The organism is Bacteriovorax sp. Seq25_V (assembly GCF_000447795.1).
In the GTDB taxonomy this organism is placed as follows: Bacteria; Bdellovibrionota; Bacteriovoracia; order Bacteriovoracales; family Bacteriovoracaceae; genus Halobacteriovorax_A.
In genome coordinates this window covers 1-24,784 of the sequence record NZ_AUNI01000002.1, presented here as the reverse complement: position 1 = coordinate 24,784, position 24,784 = coordinate 1, and the positions used below count along the sequence as shown (strand labels likewise).

The 24,784-nt window shown below is 35.7% G+C and carries 12 protein-coding genes and 1 pseudogene; 7 read left to right on the top strand and 6 right to left on the bottom strand.

Annotated elements, in window-relative coordinates; all coding sequences use genetic code 11:
• Positions 1 to 195 precede the first annotated feature (195 nt).
• Positions 196 to 1,665 (top strand): annotated as a pseudogene (locus tag M900_RS18025) (FumA C-terminus/TtdB family hydratase beta subunit).
• A gap of 10 nt (positions 1,666 to 1,675) precedes the next feature.
• Positions 1,676 to 3,622 carry an acetoacetate--CoA ligase gene (locus M900_RS00120; protein WP_021272803.1) on the top strand — a complete coding sequence of 649 codons (1,947 nt, stop codon included), beginning with the start codon at positions 1,676 to 1,678 and terminating at the stop codon, positions 3,620 to 3,622.
• On the opposite strand, the gene M900_RS00115 is transcribed toward M900_RS00120, so the two are convergent.
• Entirely contained in the window at positions 3,619 to 4,893 is a 1,275-nt protein-coding gene (locus tag M900_RS00115) for an acetyl-CoA hydrolase/transferase family protein (protein ID WP_021272809.1), read from the bottom strand. The genes M900_RS00120 and M900_RS00115 overlap by 4 nt on opposite strands.
• Before the next feature lie 149 nt (positions 4,894 to 5,042).
• Between M900_RS00115 and M900_RS00110 the strand changes: the two genes are divergently transcribed.
• Both M900_RS00110 and M900_RS00105 read left to right on the top strand, forming a co-directional pair.
• Entirely contained in the window at positions 5,043 to 5,606 is a 564-nt protein-coding gene (locus M900_RS00110; RefSeq protein WP_021272811.1) for a hypothetical protein, read from the top strand.
• A complete protein-coding gene (locus tag M900_RS00105) occupies positions 5,588 to 8,044 on the top strand; it encodes a hypothetical protein (RefSeq protein WP_021272808.1) in 2,457 nt (818 codons plus the stop codon). The genes M900_RS00110 and M900_RS00105 overlap by 19 nt, the downstream gene beginning before the upstream one ends.
• On the opposite strand, the gene M900_RS00100 is transcribed toward M900_RS00105, so the two are convergent.
• Genes M900_RS00100 through M900_RS00085 form a run of 4 tightly spaced genes read right to left on the bottom strand, consistent with a single transcriptional unit; the run spans position 8,045 to position 14,555 of the window.
• Complete coding sequence (locus M900_RS00100) at positions 8,045 to 8,512, bottom strand: hypothetical protein (RefSeq protein ID WP_034730517.1); 468 nt, start codon at positions 8,510 to 8,512, stop codon at positions 8,045 to 8,047.
• A gap of 51 nt (positions 8,513 to 8,563) precedes the next feature.
• Entirely contained in the window at positions 8,564 to 9,055 is a 492-nt protein-coding gene (locus M900_RS00095) for a PepSY domain-containing protein (protein WP_021272805.1), read from the bottom strand.
• 1 nt (position 9,056) lies between these two features.
• Positions 9,057 to 11,432 (bottom strand): hypothetical protein, encoded by a 2,376-nt coding sequence (locus tag M900_RS00090; RefSeq protein ID WP_021272810.1) that lies wholly within the window; start codon positions 11,430 to 11,432, stop codon positions 9,057 to 9,059.
• A 39-nt stretch (positions 11,433 to 11,471) separates the two neighbouring features.
• Complete coding sequence (locus tag M900_RS00085) at positions 11,472 to 14,555, bottom strand: hypothetical protein (protein WP_021272799.1); 3,084 nt, start codon at positions 14,553 to 14,555, stop codon at positions 11,472 to 11,474.
• Between the two features lie 546 nt (positions 14,556 to 15,101).
• Between M900_RS00085 and M900_RS00080 the strand changes: the two genes are divergently transcribed.
• Together M900_RS00080 and M900_RS00075 are read left to right on the top strand one after the other, a co-directional pair.
• Entirely contained in the window at positions 15,102 to 16,439 is a 1,338-nt protein-coding gene (locus M900_RS00080) for a hypothetical protein (protein WP_157680497.1), read from the top strand.
• The gene (locus M900_RS00075) at positions 16,423 to 17,226 is read left to right on the top strand and encodes an undecaprenyl-diphosphate phosphatase (RefSeq protein ID WP_021272804.1); all 804 of its coding nucleotides are present in this window, start codon (positions 16,423 to 16,425) and stop codon (positions 17,224 to 17,226) included. The genes M900_RS00080 and M900_RS00075 overlap by 17 nt, the downstream gene beginning before the upstream one ends.
• Here the strand turns inward: M900_RS00075 and M900_RS00070 are convergent.
• Positions 17,223 to 22,223, bottom strand: a complete 5,001-nt coding sequence (locus M900_RS00070; RefSeq protein WP_021272806.1) for a hypothetical protein — start codon at positions 22,221 to 22,223, stop codon at positions 17,223 to 17,225. The two genes, M900_RS00075 and M900_RS00070, sit on opposite strands and share 4 nt — an antisense overlap.
• Before the next feature lie 372 nt (positions 22,224 to 22,595).
• Here M900_RS00070 and M900_RS00065 point away from each other — a divergent pair.
• Positions 22,596 to 24,784 (top strand): proton-channel complex MotA/MotB membrane protein MotB (locus tag M900_RS00065; protein WP_021272800.1); only part of this gene is annotated, 2,189 nt, incomplete at its 3' end.

Sequence of the window (24,784 nt, the reverse complement as noted above, 5' to 3'; positions counted from 1 at the left end):
AAAGTAGCGAAGAAAGCGACAAAAAAAGTAGCGAAGAAAGCGACGAAGAAAGTAGCAAAGAAAGCGGCGAAAAAAGTAGCAAAGAAAGCAACGAAGAAAGTAGCAAAGAAAGCGACGAAAAAAGTAGCAATAAAAGCTACAACTAAGAAAGTTGCAAATAAAAAAGTAGCAAAGAAAGTTGCTGTTAAAAATAATATCCCATCTGAAAAAGAATTATTTTCATCAATTGTAGAGTTAATCAGAGTGACTTCAACTGTAATACCTGATGATATTCAAAAAGTAGTTCTTGAAGCTCTTGCAAGAGAGGAGAAGAATACTACTGCTGAGTATGCAATGAATATTATCAAAGCAAATATTGAACTAGCAAAAAAGAAGTCTCAGCCAATCTGCCAGGATACAGGAACAATTCTTTTCTTCGTTTCGCACCCTGTTGGTTTTAATCAAACTAAATTTACTGGAGTAATCAAGAAGGCCGTTGTTAAGGCAACTGAAGTTGGTTACTTAAGACAAAACTCTGTTGATTCATTAACTGGAAAGAATGAAGGAATGAATATCGGTCTTGGTCACCCAAGTATTCACTTCCATGAGCATTCAAAAAACACTGTCGAAGTGAGACTGATGCTTAAAGGTGGAGGATGTGAGAACGTTGGTGCTCAATATTCTCTTCCTCATAGTGAGCTTGGAGCAGGTCGTGACCTTGATGGTGTAAGAAAAGTTATTCTTGATGCTGTTCAAAAAGCACAAGGAAAGGGATGTGGACCAGGTGTTCTTGGTGTTTGTATTGGTGGAGATAGAGGTGCTGGATATATTGAGTCTAAAGAGCAACTTCTAAGAAAACTAGATGATACAAATTCTATTTCTGATCTAGCTAAACTAGAAAAAGATATTACAGAAACATCTAATAAACTTGGTATTGGACCAATGGGATTTGGTGGGAAGACAACGTTATTAGGTTGTAAGATTGGTGTTTTAAACCGTCTTCCAGCTTCTTTTTTCGTGTCAATCTCATACATGTGTTGGGCATATAGAAGACAAGGTGTTGTTCTTAAGCCAAATAACACGATTAAAAACTGGTTATACTAAAATTAGGAGTTTCAAATGATAAGATTAGACTATCCATTTACAAAAGAAGCAGTAAGAAATCTAAAAGTTGGAGATATGGTTTTAATTTCTGGGAAAATGTTCACAGGAAGAGATGCTGTTCACAAAAGGCTTCACGAAGGTGAAAAATGTCCAGTGGATTTAAATAACCAAATTATCTATCACTGTGGTCCAGTTGTTCTTGAAAAGAGTGATGGAACATATGAAGTTAAAGCTGCAGGGCCTACAACTTCTATTCGCGAAGAACCATACCAGTGGGAAGTAATGCGTGATCACGGTATCGTTGGAGTTATCGGAAAAGGTGGAATGGGTCCAAAAACGTTGAAAGGTTGTGAAGACTACGGTTGTGTTTATTTCCACGCTATCGGTGGAGCAGCACAAGTTCTTGCTGAAAAAATTACATCTGTAGATAATGTTTACTGGAGAGATCTTGGATCTCCTGAAGCTATCTGGGAATTAACTGTTAATGAGTTCCCTGTTGTTGTTACAATGGATGCTCATGGAAATTCTCTACATAAAGAAGTTGAATCTAAAAGTAGTGAATTACTAAAAGGTTTATTATAGGTAGATAAGAATGACTGAAAAGCTCTGGTCTCCATCGAAGGAGAGAATAGAAAGAAGTGAAATGTTTAAGTTCTACCAAGTCCTTAAGCATAAATATTCGTTAAGTGATAAGTTCTCCTATGATGATCTCTATCAATTCTCCGTAAAGAGACCAGATAACTTTTGGAGTGAGTTATTTACATATTTTAAAATTGATTTTGAAGGAAGCCTTGATCATGCTTATGATGATCTAGGCTTTTCAAATTATAGTTGGTTTAAAGACGTAAGACTTAGTTTTGCCAAGAATCTTCTAAACAATGGCCGCCCTGAGCAGACGGCGCTTTTGGAAATTCATGAGAGTCTACCTACGCGTGAAATTTCCTACGATGAACTTCGAAAGAATGTTTCGTCTCTTTATCATGGATTAAAAAATAATTTTAAAGAAGATGACGTTCTCGCATGCTATATGCCAAATACATCTCATACAATTATTTCCATGCTCGCTGCGAATGCTCTTGGGGGTGTTTTTACATCGACAAGTTGTGACTTTGGTATCGAAGGTGTTGTTGATCGTTTTGGGCAATCCCGTCCAAAAGTTCTTGTCGCCGCAGCCGCTTATATGTATGGAGGTAAGACCTTTGACCAGCTTCCAAAAATTTTAGAAATTACTAGAAAAGTTGATTCGATTGAAAAAGTTATTATCGTAGATTTTTTAGGTCTAGATATTTCAAGAGAGGATATCTCTCATATCCCAAATGCTGTGCTTTGGTCGGATCTCGTTGCTGAAAGTGATGAAGGAATCGAATTTAAGCTTAGAAGATTTTCTGACCCCCTGTACATTATGTATTCTTCAGGAACAACAGGGAAGCCAAAATGTATTGTTCATGGCGTGGGGGGAACTCTACTTCAACATGTAAAAGAATTAGGACTACATACTGATCTAAACTCAGAAAAAAATATTTTCTTCTTCACTACTTGTGGATGGATGATGTGGAACTGGCTTGTGAGTTCTCTTTATTTTGGAGCGACTTTATCACTTTATGAAGGTTCCCCAGCTCATCCAACATTTAAAGATTATATAAGTATTATTTCAAAGTATAAGATCAATATCTTTGGTACAAGCCCAAAATATCTCAAAGCACTAGAAGATTCTAAAACAGACCTTAGTGATCTTGATTTATCTTCTCTTGAAACCATACTTTCTACTGGTGCACCATTACTAGCTGAACAATATGATTATGTTTATGACAAGTTCAAAAAGGATATCTTACTTGCCAGTATTTCTGGTGGAACAGATATTCTAGGATGCTTCTTCCTTGGTGCCCCTGTAATGCCTGTGCATAGGGGAGAGTTACAAGTTAGAGGACTTGGTATGAATGTCGCCTGTTTTAATGATCAAGGACAAGAGGTATTCAAGACTGAAGGGGAACTTGTTTGTAAGAGTTCTTTTCCATCCCGACCACTTTATTTCTTAGGTGATGTTAGTGGTGAGAAGATTAAAGATGCATATTTTAATCACTTCGATGGCGTTTGGTATCATGGTGACTTTATCAATATCACTGAGCGTGGTTCCGCTATTGTTTTGGGGAGAAGTGATGCTACTTTAAACCCTGGAGGCGTAAGAATTGGGACAGCTGAAATTTACCGCCAAACGGAAGGGCTGGATTTTTTAGTTGATTCAATCTGTGTTGGGAAACAAATAGATGGGGATGTAGAAGTTGTCCTGTTCGTGAAACTACAAAATGGTGATGAATTAAATAGTGAAAGGATTAAAATAATTAAAAAGGCAATCAAAGATAATACTACTCCAAGACATGTTCCTCGTCGTATTGTCTCGGTAACAGATATTCCTTACACTCGTTCTGGGAAGAAGATGGAACTGGCCGTAACAAGGTTAATTAATGGAAAAGAACTAACTAACCTTGAGGCCGTGGCCAACCCTGAATGCTTGGAGCAGTACAGGGCCTTTGTATTCTAAATTCTGCGGTGGCAGTCATGCCACTGTTTCTCTAGATTTTCTCGGTGATCAGGGTGGGCGATACTAAGAATTAGCTTCACTCGCTCGTGAAGTGTTTTCCCATAAAGATCGACAACCCCATATTCTGTGGCAAGGTAGTGAATATGGCTTCTTGTCGTTACCACTCCTGCTCCTGGCTTTAGGCACGCTGAAATTTTTGAAATACCTTTGTTTGTTTGAGATGGAAGTGCAATGATCGGTTTTCCCCCATCACTCAATGATGCTCCTCGAATGAAGTCCATCTGACCTCCAACTCCTGAGTAGATATTATGTCCTAAGCTATCTGCACAAACTTGTCCTGTAAGATCAATTTCTAGTGCCGAATTGATTGCTACAACTTTAGGATTTCTCGCGATATTTCTTGGGTTATTTACATAGTCCGCTTCTAGTAAGCTAACACTTGGATTATCATTGACGAAGTCGAGTACTTCTTTTGAGCCAACAATAAAGCTTGAAACAGTTTTGCCCTGATGGAATTTCTTCTTAGAGTTGTTGACAGCTCCACTCTTGATAAGCTTCACAGCTTCATCAGAGAACATTTCGGTATGAATTCCAAGGTCCTTGTGATTGTGAAGTGCTCCAAGAACTGCATCTGGAATCGCTCCAATACCCATTTGTAGTGTTGAACCATTTTCAATAAGTGATGCAATATTATTTCCAATCTGTCTTTCAATATCTGTTAAAACAGCTTTCGCTGGCTCGTGCACAGGAATATCGACTTCAATGGCGTAGTCGATATTATTAACATGAATAAACCCATCTCCGTGAACTGTAGGCATTTGCTTATTGATTTGGGCTATGACAAAGTCTGCGCTTTCAACAGCGGCCTTTGTGACGTCAACGCTTGTTCCAAGTGTACAGAATCCATGCTCATTTGGAGGTGAGACATGAATGAAAGCATAATCTACTTTTTTGATTTTTTTTCTAAAAAGATTTGGAATTTCAGAGAGAAAGCATGGCAGGTAATCAACTCTTTCATAATCAAGAATTTTTCTAACATTCCCTCCAACGAAGAAGTTAGTGATTCTAAAATTTTTTTTGACATCAACGCCATTGTAAAATTCTTCACCATGAGTATGAAGATGCATGAGTTCAATATTTTCTAAATTTGTTCCAACTTTCTTTAGTTGAGATAATAGCTCGGTTGGAGTGGCCATTGCCCCTTGGATAAAAGCAGATGAATTTGGTTTCATATTCTTAAAGACGTCTGCAAGGTCAGTTAGAACGATCATGGTAATTTCCTTTCGTAGTTTGCTTTTTTATATCAAATATATTTTGTATTTTACATGACGAGGATCATTTTACTCAAGTTCTAAGTTGTTAATTAGACGTAAAGTTTTGTTTTAACTATACGAAAAGTGGTTATATATTTGGAGGATTTATGATCACAATAAAGAAATCGCTCATTGTCGCACTTTCTTTTTTATCTATTCTAGTAATTGCTGATGAGCCAACTTGTAATGGTGAAGCTTCACTTGATGTAATGAGGAAAGATGATCTTATCACGATTTCAAATTTTATTCGAAAAAATAAGACTGTTAATATTAAGGACGTAGCAGGTCTTTGCAAATTACCAAATCAAATTAACATGTATGGCAGAGCTCATTGGTTAATGGATGAAATGATAAAAGATAATGGACTTAATAAAGATGACTTTAAGAGAAGAGGTTACGTAAACGTTGATTGTGGCGATACTAACTTTATCATTGATGCGATGGCAAGAGATTCAGAAATTTTTATCAAATGGCTAGATTATGGATTTGATTTAAATAGGCCTCTTCAGTACAAAGGAAAAGTAGGAACTCCTATTGATATCGGTTTTTATATGTTGAATAGTGTACCTCAAAATGAAAAAGGTCTATGGAGAAAAAATATCGCGTATTTAAAAAAGCGTGGCTTTAAATCATGTAAGGATTTAGGAATTAGATGCTCTATCGATTATTAATACTGTTTTATTCATTTTCAAGCTTAGCTTCAATTCCATGTCCACAAAATCTTGAGACTGTTGGAGATGAAATTGATAAGGTTTTAGCTTTATCTCCATTTTCATGTGTTAATAAACTACAGAGTTTTGAACTTACTGATGCTAATGAATTTTGTTCATGTCAAAATGATCTTCCTTTCAAAGCTACGAAGCGAGACTTTCAAACTGAGAATGAAAAATTGCGTGAAATTGGAGATGCACTAGTTACTGAGATTTTCTCAATTGCTGATATAATGAGTGAACTTAATATAGAGCTCAGCTCTAGTGAGTTACAAGGCGTGGATCTTTCCCGATTATCTAATTGTGATTTGCCATCTCTTCTTTCTGAAAAAAATCTTTCTTGTGGTGGAAATTTTGACAGTGAAAAGCTATCAACATTATTTGGTTCTTTAGATACAGATATTAATCCAGAATTAGTAGAAGTATTTGGTCTTAAAAAATTAAGTAGATTTAAAGTCGATTCTTTACAGGAACAAATAAGACAAGTCGTTCGAGTTTCAACGGGTGATATTACTCTCGAAGGCAAAGGGAACTTTTGCTTACCTCCTAAGTATCAGTATCTTGTTAAAGAGAGCAGAATGAATTTTTCGGCCGTTGGTATCTCTGAAATACTAAGATCAAAAGATTTGAAAATGGAAGAAAGTTATCGAAGTTCGAATTCTTCTAATCAAGAGAAGTTAAAACTTGCAAATAATGCGTTAACTATCTTGAGCGGACGATGTGAAAAGATAAAAAAGAATATCAACAATGCTGTATGTAATAAGAGTTTAACTAAGTTTAGATCTGCCCCAGGAAGTACTGTGGTCGATAATTTTTTCTACAATGCATCTGTTGATGTTTCGAATCCTGATGAGATAGATAGCCTCATTGGAAAATTTAATGCTGCTTGTGAGAGTATTATAAATGGGGATGAAATAGCAAAAAACTCATTGCGTAATAATGTATACGGTCAAATAATTCTTTCTGGTGCAGATTTCGATAAACTTGGTCCTTCTGAATTATTGCTAAAAAACATAAAGATGAGTAATGATTTCCCTGAAAAAATTGTAAATCACTGTGAAAAAATTTGTGATGATAATGCCCCGTATCCAAAATCAGGTTGTAAATTAAAAGATGTAGACTTTCTTTACAAAGAATATCAATGTGACCAACAAGTAAAAAACTTTGATGAAAACCTTATCTGTGCCTTTGTTGATGTTGAAAAAAATAAAAAGACAGAAGATGAGCTTTTAAAGATTGCACATTCGAGTAATCAAGAAGAAATTGATGCTTTCATGAGTAGTGCAATCTCAAAGGAAAAGAAAGAAAGTTTTGCTAAGCTTATGCGCTTTGAAAAGGCAAAGAAAGAGAAGGTGAGTGTCCTTGACCGCTTTCTTGATGGAAGTAAAGAAGTCGATAAAAAGTCTTCGCAAGTCGTTGCGAAATCTGCAGATTCCAAGGTAGAAAGTATCGCCGATGTTGGGAATGATAAGAGTACTAATATTGCGAAATTAGATAATGAAAATCAACCTCAGGCAATAGATAGAAAAGTTAGTGAGCAGAAGGTCTCTGGATTAACTAGCTCTTCACTTGGTTCATTTGCGATGAGTTCCTCTTCTAGAAAGAGTCAAAATATTTCAACTGGAAAACCCTCGATTATAGAACCATCTACTCAGAAAAATGAAAATTCTTCCTTGAATGAAGAAAGTACAAAACGAATTTCAGAACTAATGGATCGTCTTGATAACGCTCAAAAGCGAGTAAGTAATAGTCTTGCTAAAGTTGACGCCCAGACCATGGATAAAAATTCTCAAGTACAAGATAGACAGTTATCTACTAGAGCGCGATCTGATTTTGCTAGAGGAGGGGGCAAGTCACCTTCTTATTCAGATAGGAGCGCAATAGGGTCTTCATATGGAAATGTTGGAGGGACTAGAGCTCTAGAGAGAAACACTCCCGTTATTGAATACGAGAAAGTCGCTGAGAAGCCAACTGACTTAATCGGGAGGGGCTCTAATGGTATTGCTGCCAGTGATGAGAGAGGGCGTCGTATTGCTGGAAATGCAGTAAATAATTCTGCTATCTCAAAGCTTTTTCAAGGTGAACTATCGAATGCGCTTGTAAAATCAAAACAAGACTCGTCAGATACTGACTTAAAGCGAGTTCAAGTCCCTGAGAAGATTAAAATGATTGATCTTGCTAAACTTTTGAAGAACTCCTCTGAGATTTCCCCTGGGGAAGCTTTCATTCTTTACGAACTTGTCGAAGGGCGTAGAGTTGAAGTAACACTTGTCCCAACTTTTACTAAACTTGGTAGACAAGAGGTTTTTACTGGATACCGACCATTAAATGTAGATAACTCAAACAAGTTTCTCGTAAGAAAGCTTACGGCACATAAAAACTTATTTAAAGAGATTTAATTACTTTGTTGAAACTGTGATTATCTTGTGAGTCTTCTCTGAATTAACGAGAATATTTTCACTGTCGATAATGATAATTGATATTTGTGAAGTTTCACCATTCTCTTGGTAGGTAAATTCAGAAATTTTGAGTTGTGCAGGTAGTGCACTTGGAAAGAAGTCCATCAGTTTAATAAGATCTTCAGTTTCTTTGTAAGTCGAGTCAGTATCTTTTAGAACTGAGATGGCCTCATCTATTGTAGACTCTCTTGTTTCAAGATTTGTAATTTCCCCGTACGGGTATAACTTAAAGGCCAAATTCTGAACTTCGATTGCTCTATCTTCTGATTTGCAGTCTCTATTTACGTTAAAAACTGTCTCATTTGAGATATCAATAATCTTATCCTGACTCATTTGCAAACAATCTGTTGCCTCTAAGGCAAAGGTAAAGTTCGTAAAAAGAATGAGGGAGAAAATCAGTTTCTTCATGCCTGCATTGTTACAAATTTTTACGAAGTTTTCAAGAATCTTTATTTAAATTTACTTTTTTACAGGAATTATCATATGGTCGCGATTTTCATAGCGTGTCCCGCCCCAAGTCTTTGATAAAACGCCAGTATTTGGATCGAGGTAGGCCTTGATATAGTGATTTAGCCCTTTATTAACAGTCTTAATAGTGACTTCATATTTAGTATTATCATAAATTCTATCAATTTTAATTGATTCGACTTTGTAGAGAGGATTCTTCTCGGCTAGAAGTTTCGTTATTTTCTCTAGTTCTTCAGGACTGATATTATCGTGAGTTTTTACCTCAGTTCTTGTTTCATCTTGAGAAGATTTTGTTGTGTCACTGTAAACATCAGGATGTTTCTGTTCTTCCTTTGATAACTCTGAGTCAGTATTTTTACTTTCCTGTTTAGGATTTGAAAATGTATCTGGAGTACCTTGCTGCTTGTTGATTTTGATCAGGATCGCAATAATTGCGAGGATTGAGAAGGTAAGGATGAAAACAATAATTTTTTTCTTATTCATCTTATTCTGAGATCTCAAAAATCAAATTTATGATATTAAATGGAGCTTCTGTTGCATACTTCCAGTCAGCATAATCGTCTCCTGTGAGGGAAGCATCTGTGATTGATTGGTCATGATGACAATCATCACAATTTGTAAAAGTTGTACGCAGTTTACAAATCACTTTTGTACCATATGGAATGTTTTTATTTACTTCGAAATAGATAAGGTTTCCTCTCGTGAATCTTGGATTTCCATTTGAGTCTTTCGTGGATTCAAGCCAATTTGATTTTGGATCAATCTTCGATAGGTTTTGGAAATCTGCTCCTTTAATTGCTCGAAACATACAAGTTGATGTATCTGTACTATCAAGACAGTCTTTAGCTAGAAGTCCATTTTCAGTCTTCATTTTATCGAACCAATCAGTTTGGGATAGAATCTTAGTCGAACTTCCGTCATTGTATTCGAGCATACAAACTGGCATCATTCTGCCGCCATCACTGAAATTTGTGCTTGTGACATCAGTACAAGTAACTCCACCTTGTGTTGTTGATGGGAATGTATCAGAGAGGTTAGAACATGGTTTACTGTCTTGCATATACGCCCAGTCATTTGCAAGTACACGAACACCACCCATTGTAGAGTTTGAATTGTTGTACAGGTTAACAAAGACACCAACAACTTCACCAGGACTGATTTTTCCATTTCCGTTATTATAACCAAAGTTCGCTGGAGTTAATGTCGATATCGTATTCGCATCTATTTGGTTTGAGCTTGACATCCCTTCGATGATATCAATTATAGTTTGTTGATCATCAAAGATTGTATATTTACTGTAATCATTTCTTGATTCAAGTTGTAGTAATGATTTACTTAAAAGCTCTGACTTTTTTCTATTGAGTGCATTTACTTTTGTAATTCCTGTTGCCCATGGTGGAGATGTTCCATTGCCATTATCGTTATAACTTCTAAAGAGTAGTAAACCATACTGGTCTAAGAGTGATTCGACATCATCAGTTGTATAGTTACCTGAAGCACACGCTGAATTACTGTTAACCACAAAGATATTCTTTAAGTACTTTGCCATGTATTGTGCTAATTTTCGAAATGTGATTGGGTTTACAGATTGGAGCCATTCTTTAGCAAGCGATGGGTTCATGTTAATAGTATAATTAGTCGTTCCATTCAAGCTTTCATTTCCAGTCGCTGTCAAATCACCAAGTTCAGAAAGAGTCTCATTTAAAACATGAGCTACAGCTCTTAGAGATTCAGCTTTTGTCATTGAGCATTTATCAACAAGATCCTCACTTAACGCCGTCAGGTAGTGAGAAATAATCTGTCCTGCATAGTGAATATCTTCAAACTTTGAGGTAGGGCTGTTTGGGTTATAAGTCAAATAATCTGGATAGGAGAGTCTGCCTGTTTCATCTGGAGAGAGTCCTGCTGCGTGAAGAGAATCATCTTCTTTCATTGGTCTTGAAGCCTCATTGAAGCGACCTGCGGCCCACTCACCAAAATGTGTACGTCCAGTAATATAGTAGCTAAAAAAGTCAGCAATACCTTCATTTAGTGCACCACCTTCATCATATGAAGAATATCCCAACGAACTTCTGTTGTTGAAAGTTTCCGTTGGATTTGAATCATAGTGTGCAGCCGCGTTTCTCATATTCATCATTATATCTACTAGAGTGTGTCCGTATTCGTGATAGATAATTGAAGCGTCTTGAGCAAATTTTACTCTGTCACTATAGATCGAGTCATAACCAAAACATAATACAAAGAGACCCGAGTCATAGTATGCATTATCCTTCACCCCACAGTCTGCGTAAGCGGTAAGACCAACTCCTTGGCGAACAGCTGCACTTCGACTGAATAGACTTTCCGGTAGACTTGATGGGTAAGGAGAGTTTGGATCAGTTGGATCAAGATATGGTGTAACAAAGCCTGAATTTAGTAGGGCCGAAAGATTCCCAAAGAATGTATTCATTATTTTATTCAAATGATAGAAAACATTGATTTGAAGAAATTCAGTACTAAGAACAGGATATGCCCAACGAGTGTCACTATTTGTGAATGCCTCGATATTTTCATCTTCTGTAACTGTCAAACAATTAGTTTGCCACGTGCAATCTTTAGAAAGCGTTGTTCTATTTGTAATTGGAACTTGCTTACTTAGAAGTTTTCCTAGATCGTAGTCTTGTGAAAGGCTAGCATTTCCAGAAAGAACTATTGGGTTATTTAAAAGAACACGACCATAACCAGCGCTGACTGAGCTTTTGGAATTTGAAACTGCAGAAGAGGATGAAGCACGATTTTTAGGTTCAACGCACGAATTCAACAGCACTACAGTTAGTAGTGCTATAGAAGTTTTTAAATATGTGTTTCGCCAACGTACCATTTTTTGAATCCTCTTGATTCTTATAAATTCTTAATATTCCTATCGGAAATTTGTGTTTGGACTAAAGCCATCAATTGAGTCTTCTCCAAAGTTTTGCATCATTGATTTAGGAAGCCCGTTCCCAGTAATACTTGCACAGCTTGTACCTGAGTAATTCTCTCCAATAAGAAGACTTCGTTTCTGTGTTTTTTCCTGTTCAATTAAAGATAGGAAGCTTGCTGCTTTTGCAACGTTTGAGTTGTTCTCTGGTTTGGAGTTTTCTTTCTCATCTTTAATACACTGTTTATATCTAGAGTCATTAACTGTTCCGTCAGTGTTTTTAGCCTTATCTGCACATGTCGCATCAATGTCTACAGCTGAAATTTTACAGATATTATTATTTTCTTCAGTATTTGCCTTAACAAGCTTTCTATAGCCTTTTAATAAGTTTATATAAGAAGTATAAATTTTCTCTTTTGTTTCATCCTCAAGCTTAGCATTTGGATCATCAAGATAATTTTTAACCTCTTCTGCTTCACTTTCTGAAAGATTGTCAGGAATTTGTGCGAGTACTCTTTCTTTCATCGAGTCTAGAAGCTCCGTACCTGATCCCGCATCCTCACAGTAGCTCTCATAGATTTCGAATTTAGTTGGTTTTTCTTCATCACTATTTGTTGTTGATTGCTTACATGATTGAACAAAACCAATCATGTCAGGATTAAGTAGGTGAGCGGACTCAGATACTTTCTCCACTAGATCATCAACATTTCCGTCTCCTGTACATTTAAGTTTAATTTCTGTACAAAGAGCTTGTCTTTCAAGATTATTTTGTTTTGCTGTTTCTGCAGCTTCAGCGGCCATCTTTTGCATATTTGCAGCTTTTGTTTTGATGTTTTGATCACATGTTGCAATGATTCCTCTCCATGCTTCAAGCTCTTCTGACCACTTTGTTTCATTGCCTTTAATAATTTCATTCGCCCTTGCTATTTGATCTGCTACATTTTGACTAATAGCCTTCTTGATTGCGGCAACGTTCTTTGTCATTTGCGCTTTCATTTCTTTAAGATCAATCTGACCATTTTTGATACCTTTTGTTAGCATTCCTGATAACTCAGTATCTGTAATAGGTAAGTTGATAGTTTTTACTGCTTCAGGTATTTGATATCCACTTTGCGCTGAAATTCCGTAAGCAGCTCTTACCTGAGGAGATATTCCTCCAGGGAATAACTTCGCATGAAGATTCTTTGTCATGTTCTCTGCATAAGTATTAATATTACTTACAATACCATTTGCTTGTTGTTCAAGAGATGCAACTGCTGCATTATATAGGTCAGCTGTCGCCTTTAGTTTTGCAGTCTTATCTGCAACATATTTTTGAGCTGTTAACTTACAAGCATTAAGTGTATTAGAACAGTATTCAGCTTTTTTAAAACAAAATGAACCTGAGTCCTGTGAATAAACATCGTCTTCCGTACACATTTCACTTGTCGGTTTTTTACCGTTACAGCTTTCTGCAATTTCTCTTGCGGCCATTTCTATAGAGCCATACTTCGCGCCTGAATTTGAAGGAGCTTTTAAACTTGATACTTTCTCTTTGATTTTTGCGATCTCTTTTTTAGCTTGCTCTGTGTAATTTCTATAAAGATCGGCAGATGTATCGCCATTTGCTGGTTTAAGTCTTCCATCATAAATTAGAGTACATTCATTTTTTAAATCAGCGTAGTATTGAGAAAGTGTTTTCTTTCCCATCTTGTTGTCGCTACTTTTTGCACTAACTCTGATATTATTGTTATTGATGATATTTATGTTGGCATCTAGAGAACTGATCGTTTGAGAGTTAAGCAGTTTACTTGAAGCATCATCTTTAAAGTTCTTCAGGGTATTACCTCTTCCTCCTGTTGCAAGGTCTTCAAATTCTCCAATAATATTATTAATTGTTGTAGAGTGAGCTACGCCACTTGTTCCTTTCATACAATTTAGAATAAAAGTATCTTTATATTCATTTTGAGCCTGACTTACTACTTTATCAAGATCTGCTTGAAATGTTGGAGATTGAATATCTGGAATCTGAGTTGAGATTCCAAGTTTACTAAGTATTGCATTTGTTCTTTGGATATCAATTTTAAGTGGTGCGAGTTCTGCAGTTAGTGCAGCTTTTAAAATTCCTGAATGTTCTACACCATTAAAGAAGGTACTACCCTCGATAAATGATAAATCAGAACCTGCATTTTTTAGCTTTTCTGTAATTTTTTTAAGGTCATCTTCAAAACTTTGCTTTTTAGCCTTGAGTGATGCTCCACGATATCTACTGGCCGTATTGTCAGAGTTAATAAAATTGTCCTGAAGACCAACGAAACCATTTCCTTTAATAAGTGAATTTACTCCCCCCTTGATTAGATCATTACATTCTTTTGGAAAATCTTTTGTATAGTCTTTGTTTTTTAAATCTTGACTCGCTCTTTTACCGATCCCATTAAGTTCAGCATCAAGCTCTTTCATCGTCTTAAGATTAACTTGTTGTGAGTTCTCAAAATTCTTCTGGATAGCATCAAATGCATTGAGCATTTTTTCAAGCTCTCCAAGCATTGTATTTGCACTATCTTTAAGATCATTTACTGAATTAGTTAAACATTGAAGTCCTACTGGTGATGCTGAGTTTTGAGCTCCTCCAACATATTTCTTATACATGTTGATATAGTCTTGCCCTGTCGTCATTAGCCCTTGTGCCATATAGTCTGGAGCACTTTCCTCACATAGGTTTGATGGTTTAGCTGTTTTATCAGGTGGAACAAGACAATTAGGAAACATGAAGTGTCTAATCATTCCTGAAGCATCTGCACCGATATTATTTCTTGCATCGACTTGTAGGGTTTGCCATGCTCTAATTTGGTCAGGTGTTCCAGGACTTTGCGGTTGCATCTGGTGAGCAAGTTGTGTAACTCCTGTGAAAATTTGTTGGGCAGCATTTGTAATATTACTTCCGCTATTGCCTGAAAAAGAATCCATCACTTCGCCCATAATATTTGAAGGACCCGCGAAAGCTGGAAAAGATGTCATCGTCAAAGAAAGGCAAGTTGAGTATGCACAAAGCTTTCTGAGTTTCTGAGTAATATTTTTCTTTTTCGTCTGTGTTGACCTTTTCACTTATTTTCCCCTAACAAAGATTTCAATACCTTAGGCGTATCGGCTTTAAGTGGTACAACTTTATTTTAACAACGTTTAAAGAATACCCATAAAAAATAGGGTATTTTTGTCTCCCACTTGCTCAAAATTGGTCATTCTAGGTATAATTTCTTTAGTAATTTCATGTACTTGATCGAATGATCGGCCGCTAGTGCCAGAAGTTCATTCTCTGATTTTGACTGGCCACAAAACTTGTCACAAGTATTGGCATATTCAAAATTTCAGGTACTTAGAAGGGGATATGCCTTGACAGGATTTCGAAGATTTACCTCATTAATAATAGATTATTTTATAAGTTATCTGCTCTCGTTCATTTTATTGAGTCAAGCCTCAATTTATATGAATCTTCAAAAATATGGCCTGATGGATTCCTCTTGGTCGTTGAACCAAAAGCAAACTGCTCTGTCTCTTATCGTATTCTTTATATTTAGATTTTATTGTTCACTATTTTTGAAGAAGAGCTTGGGACACCTTTTTTCTGGTTTGAGTTTTAAGGGTCATGACAATTTGCAAACAAGAGTTTCGGTTTGCCTGCGAAGTCTAGCTCTTCCACTTTTTATCATTCTCTTGCCTCTCGATATATTTCTTTCAAAGTTTGATAAAAAACCAGTTTCCGATATGATTTTTGGAACTGAATTGCGTTCATCAAATTCAGTTCTCTCTTTAATTTTTGCGCCAGCTCTATCTTTGATGCTTATTGGTAGTGCTTACTTTGCGCCCTTTCTTTATAACGCAAGCTACTTGCTAAGACCGAAGGTTTCAGTAGTTTCAACCAAAGAAGTACCAATTTCTAAAAAGAGAAACTTTGATCTCTTTGAAAATTATGGCTCTAAGTCTCTTCTTTTTATGACGTTTACTGATCTTGATGAGGGGAGATTTAAGGTCAATCCATCATATGAGATTCGTAGAACAAAGGGGTCTCTTATTTATCGCCCGATAGTTTCAATATGGGATAAGTCTCTTGGCCTTAAAGGAATTTTTAAAATTAATAAGAGATTTGATTTTTATAAGCTTATTAAAATTGTAAAAGATAATTATCCTCTGTTTGATAGTTTTTATCCTGTGCTTAGTCGTGAGTTTAACGAGTTTGCAAATATTACAGAAGATAAGGAAGATTTAAGTATTTCTCCAGTTGCGCAGAATGAGCTTTTTGAACTTTTAACAAATTCTTTATTGGCCACGCCACTTGGTAGTTTGGAGCTTCTTAAAAAGGGGAGAATTAATATCTTTCCATATCTCATCTTAAAAGATCGATTATTCACATTACTTGGAAAAGAAAATTCTCAAGAGATTGACTTTGTACAAAGAGGTGATGAGCTATTTATTAGAACAATTTTTCAAGATGATTTTAGTGATCAGTACCGTGAAAGATTTTTTACTTATAATGAACTAAGACCAGTGATCTATGAGATTGTTTGGGAGAAAAATCGTTTTGATAAAGAAGTTAGTGAAGTTTTCAGTGCTAATTTTTTCTATAAAGCGAAATGGGGTAGTAAGGTTATTGAAGAATCTAAGCAGTGGGAGAAAGATTATCTATTTAATCCTATCTCAATCGTCGATTTTATAGGATTTAAAGATTTTTCGCCAAATGGGTTGAAATCATTTGAAAAGTACTTACAAGACTACTATTATCAAGAAGGTAAAGATTCTTTTAATCAAAGCAGTGAATACCAAAAACTCTTTATCGCAAGCATGCAAAGAATTTTCGTTGTTTGGCAATTAAAAATGAAAGAATCTAATGTGCCTTTTAGTAAAGTGACAGTAAAGAAATACACTGACATGATGAGGGCATTGCAATTAAACGATGTTAAATTTTTTGGTGTAGTTGATGACAAATCTTTATGATATTTTTTTTGGAGTAATCTACGGCCTTATTCAAGGTCTTTCAGAGTTTCTTCCAGTTTCAAGTTCGGGGCATTTGGCACTGTTTCCAAAGCTCGCACACTTTAAAGATCCTGGTCTTATTTTTGATCTCGCGATGCATGTAGGAACAGCTCTTGCTGTTTCATTATATTTTCATAAAGAACTACTTAAAATTGGGAAATCATTCTTTATGTTCATTGCAGGAAAAAGTAAGGACATGTATGGAACAAACTTCGTTATCGCTACTTTCTTTAGTGGAGTCTTGGCCCTGATACTTAAAGATTTTGCTCAAGAAGTTGGTCGCCACAGTGGACTGATTGCTTTTAATTTAGCATTTTTTGGTGTTTTACTCTATTTGTCAGATAAATACTTCGCACAAGAGAATAGCCCTCTTTCTGGCAAGTCTGGTGTAAAGGTTTCTATTCTAATCGGACTAGCTCAAGTTCTTGCTATTTTTCCTGGTGTTTCAAGATCTGGGATTACGATTACAGCAGCAAGAGTGATGAAGCTTGATAGGCACGATGCTTCTTCATTTTCCTTCTTGTTAAGCCTTCCGCTTATACTAGCAGGGGCAGCCCTCAAATTTTACGAGATTAGACAGACAGGTGCTTCATTTTCAATGGATATGTGTATTATTGGAATGATTGTATCTTTCGTTACTGGTCTTGTGACAATTCACTATTTCATGAAACTTATTCGTCGAATAAATTTCTGCTATTTCATGTATTACAGGATTTTTATTGCTATCTTAGTTGTGATCTTAACTTAGTTACAATTAAATACTGTGTATCCTGCACTTAAAAGATTGTTGGCAACTTCTTCAGGTACACAATAGACATGATTATTCCATTTCAGGCCTTCACTAAATAAAGTAGCAAGTCCTACTTCATCATCTGAAGATAGATTCTCTATAAATCTATTAACGTTTGTTAATTGAGCATCGTCGGCGATATTGTTGTACTTATAACTTCCGTAAGCAACACCATAGGCTAGGTAACCACTTGCACAGATTCTCTTTTCGCAAGCAACCTGAACAGCTACGGCCGCATCTTTAATTTCTCCTGTTTTTGGATCAAAATTTGTTGCTGGAAGATCCTGTGCTTCACTTGATACATAACGATTTAGGTAAACAGAAACATCATTATAATTTCTAAGAGCACACTTCTTTGTTGTTGGGTTCACATACCCTGTACAGCAAACAGTCTCGCTTTCAGTGTCTGCTACATCACTACCTGCGGGTAGACAGCAAGAGAATGTATCATCAGAAAAGATTTGCTTTGTTGTATTAGTCATTGCTGTTGCATCATTTGCCTTTAGGTATCTAAGATTACTACTATCTATATACTCAGAGTCTGATGGTGAGTACGTGTCAGCGATAAATCCTGGAACAAAACTTGAAGGATCACTTTCGCATAAGTAGTCGCTAGTTACAGAAGGGCTTGGGTCATTAATTGCAACGTTTGGAATCCCTGACAACTCAAAGCTACTAAACCATTTGTTTAAAGTCGTCGCTTCTGCAGTTGTAATCTCTCTTGAAGTACATTGTGTAGGATCAAATGGATCAGCACAATTAGTCTTTGAGATATCTGTATAATTTAAACACTTAAAATTAGTTACATTTGGTTTTTGAAATTTCTCTGGTTTCCAGTCATGTCCACTTGGAACATTCGATGAGTTTTGGAAGTTTCTTACCCAGTTTTCTGAACAACAAGTTCTTTTTGCAATAGTGGAGAGTGCCTCGTATTGTTTTAAAAAGTCATCCATGTCAGAGCATGTTCCTGATGCACATGTATCATCAACAGCTACTTGCATATTCTTCACTGTACCTTCTTGAGTTACAAAGTACTTTGAAGAAGCAGTTCGGCTGTATCTCGTTGGATCAGTCATCGCAATTTCTGTTCCAGGAATTTTAGAGTTGTCTACGCCTACGCTAGAAATTACTCTTTTTGATTTTGACTCAATTCTCATGGCAATATCAGTTGTAGGGATTGTGATAGTCTTATCTACTTCTCTACAACATCTGTTATTTCTAATGTCGTAACTACTATCAGTAGTTTTAGATGGTTGTGAACAAACAAGGTTTTCTTGCCAGAAAAGTAGTTCATATATATTAAGTGAAGAGCCAAGATCCGAAGTTGAAATTGATTTTAATTTATCTGCAATGTGCTTAGATGGAGCACAATCAAAATCTGTGAAGCATGTGCTTCCCGGAGCTCTAAGACATGAATTATTATTAAGTGATACACTAGAAATAATCTCACTCTCAAAATCTTTAGTGGCCTTCTCATCTATTAGGCCAGCTGTGTAGAATATATCTAATTGTTTTGTACTTAAATTTTGTGTTGATGCAAATACTGAAATAGCAGTGTCATTTAATCTTGTTGCCGTTGGTCCACTTTCTAGAATTGCATAATTCCCTTCAGAGTTAAATACAGGACATGAATTATAGAAGGCCGTGTCAAAACCACTTAGTGATGTTACGTCCATTGTTTTTCCAAGGTTATTTACCGGATCTCCAATTGTATTAGGTGATCTCGAAAACAAGTCACTGAAGTATGGATTTTGAGCAGCACTTGTTGTACTACCAAACATAGCTTTTCCTGGTAGACATATTCCATTTACATTATTGTCAGAAAGAATATTTAAAATTGTTGAGTCAGCAGTATCTGTTCCTTGGTAATTTTCTGGACGACCTATTAGTGGAGCTTGAAGTCCAAAACTGGTCACTTCAACAGCGTCTTCTTGTAAGTTTCTTATTTTGACAGACTTACCATAGCGATTAATTTTAGTATTAAATACACTTGGTGTAGATGAGCCATTGAGTGGTTGACAGTAATTGTTCGCAGAACAAGTGTTTAATCTTAGGCTTGCTGTTCCTGAATAGTTTGTTGATGCATTTAAGCTTCCAAGTGTAGGAGAGCAGATACTTCCTTTTCCTTTGTATACACATCTCTTCGTCGAACCTGTATAAGGACCAGTAAGAGAAAGAAGTTTTTCTACAGAAGCGTTCGGGTAGTATAGCTCTGTTGCGTTATCATCAAATTTTGGGAAGCGTGATGAAATGGTACTTACATTTTCACACGCATAATCCCATCCAAGCGCTGCAGCACAATCACTATCTTTATTACAAGAGTGTACTTGCTGGCATTGGGCCCCATCTGTTTCGAAGTCTGTAGTCGGAAAAGAGTTAGGTCCATTGATTGTAGAATCTTGAATTAAAACATTATAGGAACTCTCTCCATTGAGATCAGAGAAATATGAATTAATAGCTAGGAACAATTTGTTCGATGTAGCTTTTATTCTTCTTTTTGATCCAATAGAGAACCATCTTACTCCATCAAATGAACCAATTAGGCTGCCATAGTCAAATCCATACCAGTCTCTATTATAACCATTTGCGAATAAGAAGTGTTGAGTGCTAAGTCTTTTTCTTCTTTGTAGGTATGTTGTCGTATCGTCTGTATGACTCCATGGTAGCATTGTTGTTGGCACAAAGCATGCTCTACCAAAGTTTAAGTCATCAGCTCTAATTGAGTCAGAAGTAGGCGATAGCTTACTTGCTGATGCAAGGTAAGGTTTATAACCTCCGGCACCATAATAGAAGTTATCTGGAAATAATTTAGTTAATGAAGAATAGTAGTCAGTTCCACAGTAGAAACATGTAGAAAAAGTTCCATCCTCTGATGAAATATCATAAGTTACACCTTTTTTAACGAGTACTTGTTTTGCTGGTTGTGCAGAAGTTGATGTGTATGTAAAACTACCATAGATTTCATTGAAACCTACATCTTGAGTTAGATTGTTAGGTGTTAGAAGATTAGAATTATCATATTTGAAAGCAGTCCCTTCTTGTTGTAACTCTGGAGAGTCTAGGATTTCTGCTGTCGTTAGATCTGTTTTTGCAACACCATTAGTTGTAAAATGACGGTGTGGAGTATTCTTTGTTGATACAACTACTTGCTGTTGAAGAGGTGGCTCTGGAAGATCTGGATCTGGATACTTACATTCATAATTTACGACATTAGAATTATCATCGAGAACTTCCTGTAGAGAACAATCATTTTTTGGGCATGCGCAAAGATTTCCAATTTCAGAAAGTGCTGCTTTTTTGTAATTTAAAACATTATTAAATGTTGAGCTTGTATCAACATAAAAAGTAATTTTTACTTTTTGCTGTGGTTGTGCAGCTAAGCTTGAGTAGGTGAAAACAACCTGGTTAGTATTAACTGAGGTTGTCGTATTTGTATCAAGATACCACTTGTCTAGATCTGTTGTATAAAGATCCTTGTCTGTAATATCAACTTTTGTTTTTGTTGCGTCATCAACAGTAACGATAATATCTCTATCAGTCGCTGCGTAAGCAGGAATCTTAAAACTGTTTGTCGCTGGCCAGTGATCAGTCACTTTTCCTAAGTCTTGTGATTGAACATATTCTTTATAACATCTTGCTAGACTTGAGTTGATGGCCACACAAGAGGCGTCAATCATATAGCGAATTTTTAGATCTTTGTACTTGTTGTCTGCATCATACGCCTTGGAAAGAACTACTTTTGTTGTATCTGTTAAGTTATCGTTACGACCAGAGATCGTTACATTTCCTGTTCCATCAACTGTTGAACTATAAATCGTCTCACCTTGATAAATAATTTCTTTGATAGAGTGGAGTGCTCCATTTGAACCAGTATAAATTTCACTAAAGTCTCTATCATCTTCCCCTGTAACGAAGGCGGTCGAACTTGGTAGAGCATTAGTATATGTTGTGGTACAAATCCCCATTTCTCCTTCAATAGGAGTTGTACATTCATAAAGGTCTCTTAATTTCTCTACTTGGATTTGTGAAAGCTCTTCTGCTGTGAACTCATCTTCATCATCTTCATCATCAGTTGGTGTTGTTGGGTTCGTTCCACAAATATAATAGAATTGAGGGTAGTTTTTCTTTGTTGAAGGATCATTCGAAACACTTAATAGTGCAGAAAGATAGTCACTATATTCTGAGTCTCCAGAAGAGTACGTTCTAATAAGTGCACCATCTTGAACACATTGTCCATTAATACAACAATTAAGACCTAGGCTAGTACATTCTGAGTTAGTCGTGCATAGTCCACCAGTTGAAGTAGTGTTGCCAAAAGCTACTTTTAGACCAAGCACTGTTTGGTTTAGTGTCTTTGGAACTACACCAAGTGTTGTTGAAACAAGAAACTGTGAGTTTTGATATGAGATATTACTACACGTTGGACAAAGTTCATCTAGATCATAAACAAAGTCCCCGCCAAACGATGCGGTAACTTTACTCGTAAAGTCTGCTCCGCTGCAGAACGAAACATTTTGTTCTTTGTTAATCGTTTTAAAATTGAGAGAGTAATAATATTCTTTTGTATTAGTTGCAAAATTTATTGTACTTCTTGGAAGACCTGCGACTACTAGGTTTCTAGATCCAACGACTCCTGGAAGTCCAGTGTAATGGAAAACAGTACAAACAACGGTACTCGCATTTGATTGAACATAAGAGTTTATAGCACTACCTTTGAAGTAAAGATTGTCATCAAATGTGTAGCTCGTCGTAAAGTTTGTTGCGTATTTTGTATTCGAGTATTCAAAGTAATTATTTGAGCTTTCGTATGTTGGACTATCAACTTCTGTTGATGTGTCTGTATCTGTAGTAGTCGCCGTTTTTCTACTGTTTTTTGTTGAAGGTGTGCACGACGACAGCAGTGATGTCATCACGATGATTGAAACTATAAATGTAAAAATCCTTTTAATATTCACTACAATTCCCTCAGAGTGCAATCTCCTTATCGAAAGATTAGCTAACTACTTAAATTTAATATAACTGACTTTTTAGGTTTTCTTGTCTTGTAGTGAGTAAGTGATTGTAATTACGTCCGAGCCCGAAAAGATTGAAAATCTGATAGGCAATACTTGTAGGCAGATAGTTTTGGTTAGTTACTGCCCAACAATATGTGCAATTGTGCAGATATCTTAAAAATTAGATAAATAGTTGAAATGATAAATTTTTTCTTTGTAAGTAGTCTGATTTAAAGAGTTCTGAAGCTTCAGCAGGTAACACAACTTCTATTGATTATCAAAATCGTTAAGATATCCCCTAGGTGTTGATTAAAGGACTTTGTGAGGTCTCAGATGAGAAAGAATAGAGAAAAACAAGAAGATGGAACAATCTGGTCTTCATATAGTGATATGTTCACGACAATGGCGATCGTTTTCCTCGTTATGTTCGTTTTCGCGCTTATTAAGGTCGGTGTTTCTTCAATGCAAAAAGCAGCTCAAGAGCAAAAGCATGAGAAAGAACTTGAGGGGATGGTCTCGAAAGAACAGGCCCAAAATACTGAAGCAAAGAAAGAAATCATTAAACAATCCATTAGTGAAGTAGCTCAATACAAGAATGTTATTACAAAGAAGGTTGTTGAATTAAATCAATTTGTACAGAAGTTAGAGAATAATCAGAAGGTTATGGATGAACTTGTTAAAGAACAAGAAAAGAAAGATGCGATTATTGATAGTGTTGGTGAGAAATTAAGAAATCAAAAGAAAAGAGCTAAGGAAATAGCTGGGGTTAATCAAAACCTAAGAAAAGAAATCATGGACAAAGATAATGTTATTAAAGAGAGAATGAAAGAAATTCATAGAGCTCAGAAGGAACTTGAAGATAAAAAGTCAAAAATGGATAACTTGACAAAAATGCTAGAGAAGCAAAAGCAAGAACAGAAGCAAATCCAAAATCAAGTTGCTAAATTTCAAAGTGAATTAGATTCGCAGTCAACTAAAAATAAGAAACTTGTTGAAGACCTTAAGAAGAAGCAAGAAGAAATTGCTAAGAAGGTTGAAGATCAAAAAAGAATTGAGCAAGTTCTAGAAAATAGAAAACAGAAAGTTGAAAAATTAGAAGAAGAATTAAAAGAGAAGGTTGTTGACCTTGAAGCGACAAAGAAGATTCAAGATACATTGTATTCAAAAGTAGAGCAGTTAGAGAGACAAAAGAATCAAGAAGTTGAACAAAAGAAAATTCTTAGTGAGAAAATCAAAGAAGTCCAAGAGCAGAAGAAAGTCGTAGAAAATCAAAAGATAGTTGAAGTTGAAAAAAGAAAAGAACTTGAGCAAGAGATGAAGTCAGCGCAAGTTAAAGAAAACCAATTGAAAGCGTCTATTCAGGAATTAGAGAAAGAAAAAGGCGAGAAAGAAGCATCTATCAACCTTTTAAATGGGAATATGGCCAAACTTAGAAGTAAGGTTGCTGAGTCAATGGCAACACTTGAAAATGAGAAACAAAAATATAATCAATTAAAGATACAAGATGAAAATAATAATAGAATGATCGCTGGCCTTAAGTCAGATATCGTACAGCAAAAAACTATTCAACAAAATCTTGAACAAGAAATAATAGACAAGAAAGAAAACATTAAAAGTGTTGAAGCAGCTCTAGCAAAACAAAAGCAAGAAAATCAAAGTTTAGAACAAACAATTGCACAGAAAATTACTGAGACTCAAAATTTAAATAAGAAAATAGTAGAAAGTAATACTGAAATTAAGGAGCTTCAGACTAAGGTTGAACAAACGACTAAAGTCGTGGAAAACCAAAAAGTTGAACTTAAAAAATCAGATGATGAAATTAAGAAAACTCAACAAGATCTGACTCAAAAGATTACTGAGCTGAATAAAGAACAACAAAAAACAGAAAGAATGCAAATTCAAAACGCTGAACTTGTAAAAACAATTGAAGCGAAACAAAATGAAATTAAAGAGAAAGTTGTTAAGGTTCAAGAACTTAATAAAACTGTTGAGAAATTAGAGAAGGATGTTGTTCAAAAAGTTTCAACGATTAATACATTAAGTAACGATCTAAATGAATCAAACTCTGCCAATGTTAAGCTACAAAAAATGGTAGAGACAAAAGATTCTAAGAACGCAGAATTAAACAAAAGTATCGCAGACTTAAATCAAAAGATTGAACAATTAGATAATCAAAAGCAGGAACTTGATAAACAAGTTGCCCAGTTAAATACAAAAAATACTGGACTAAAAAATGATGTAACAAAGTTATCTCAAGTTAAAGATAATTTACAAAAAGAAGTAAAAGAAAAAATTGAGAACATTAAAAACCTTCAAGAAAAAGTTAGCTCTCTTAATGGTGAAAACGGCGGCCTAAAAGATAAGATCGGAAAGCTTGAAGGTGAGAAGAAAGGTCTTGCTGAAAATGTTGGACAACTTAAAGGTGAGGTTGCTGGCCTTCAAGGAAAAGTTGGAACTCTTATGGGTGAAAACGGTGGCCTAAAAGATAAGATCGGAAAACTTGAAGGTGAGAAGAAAGGTCT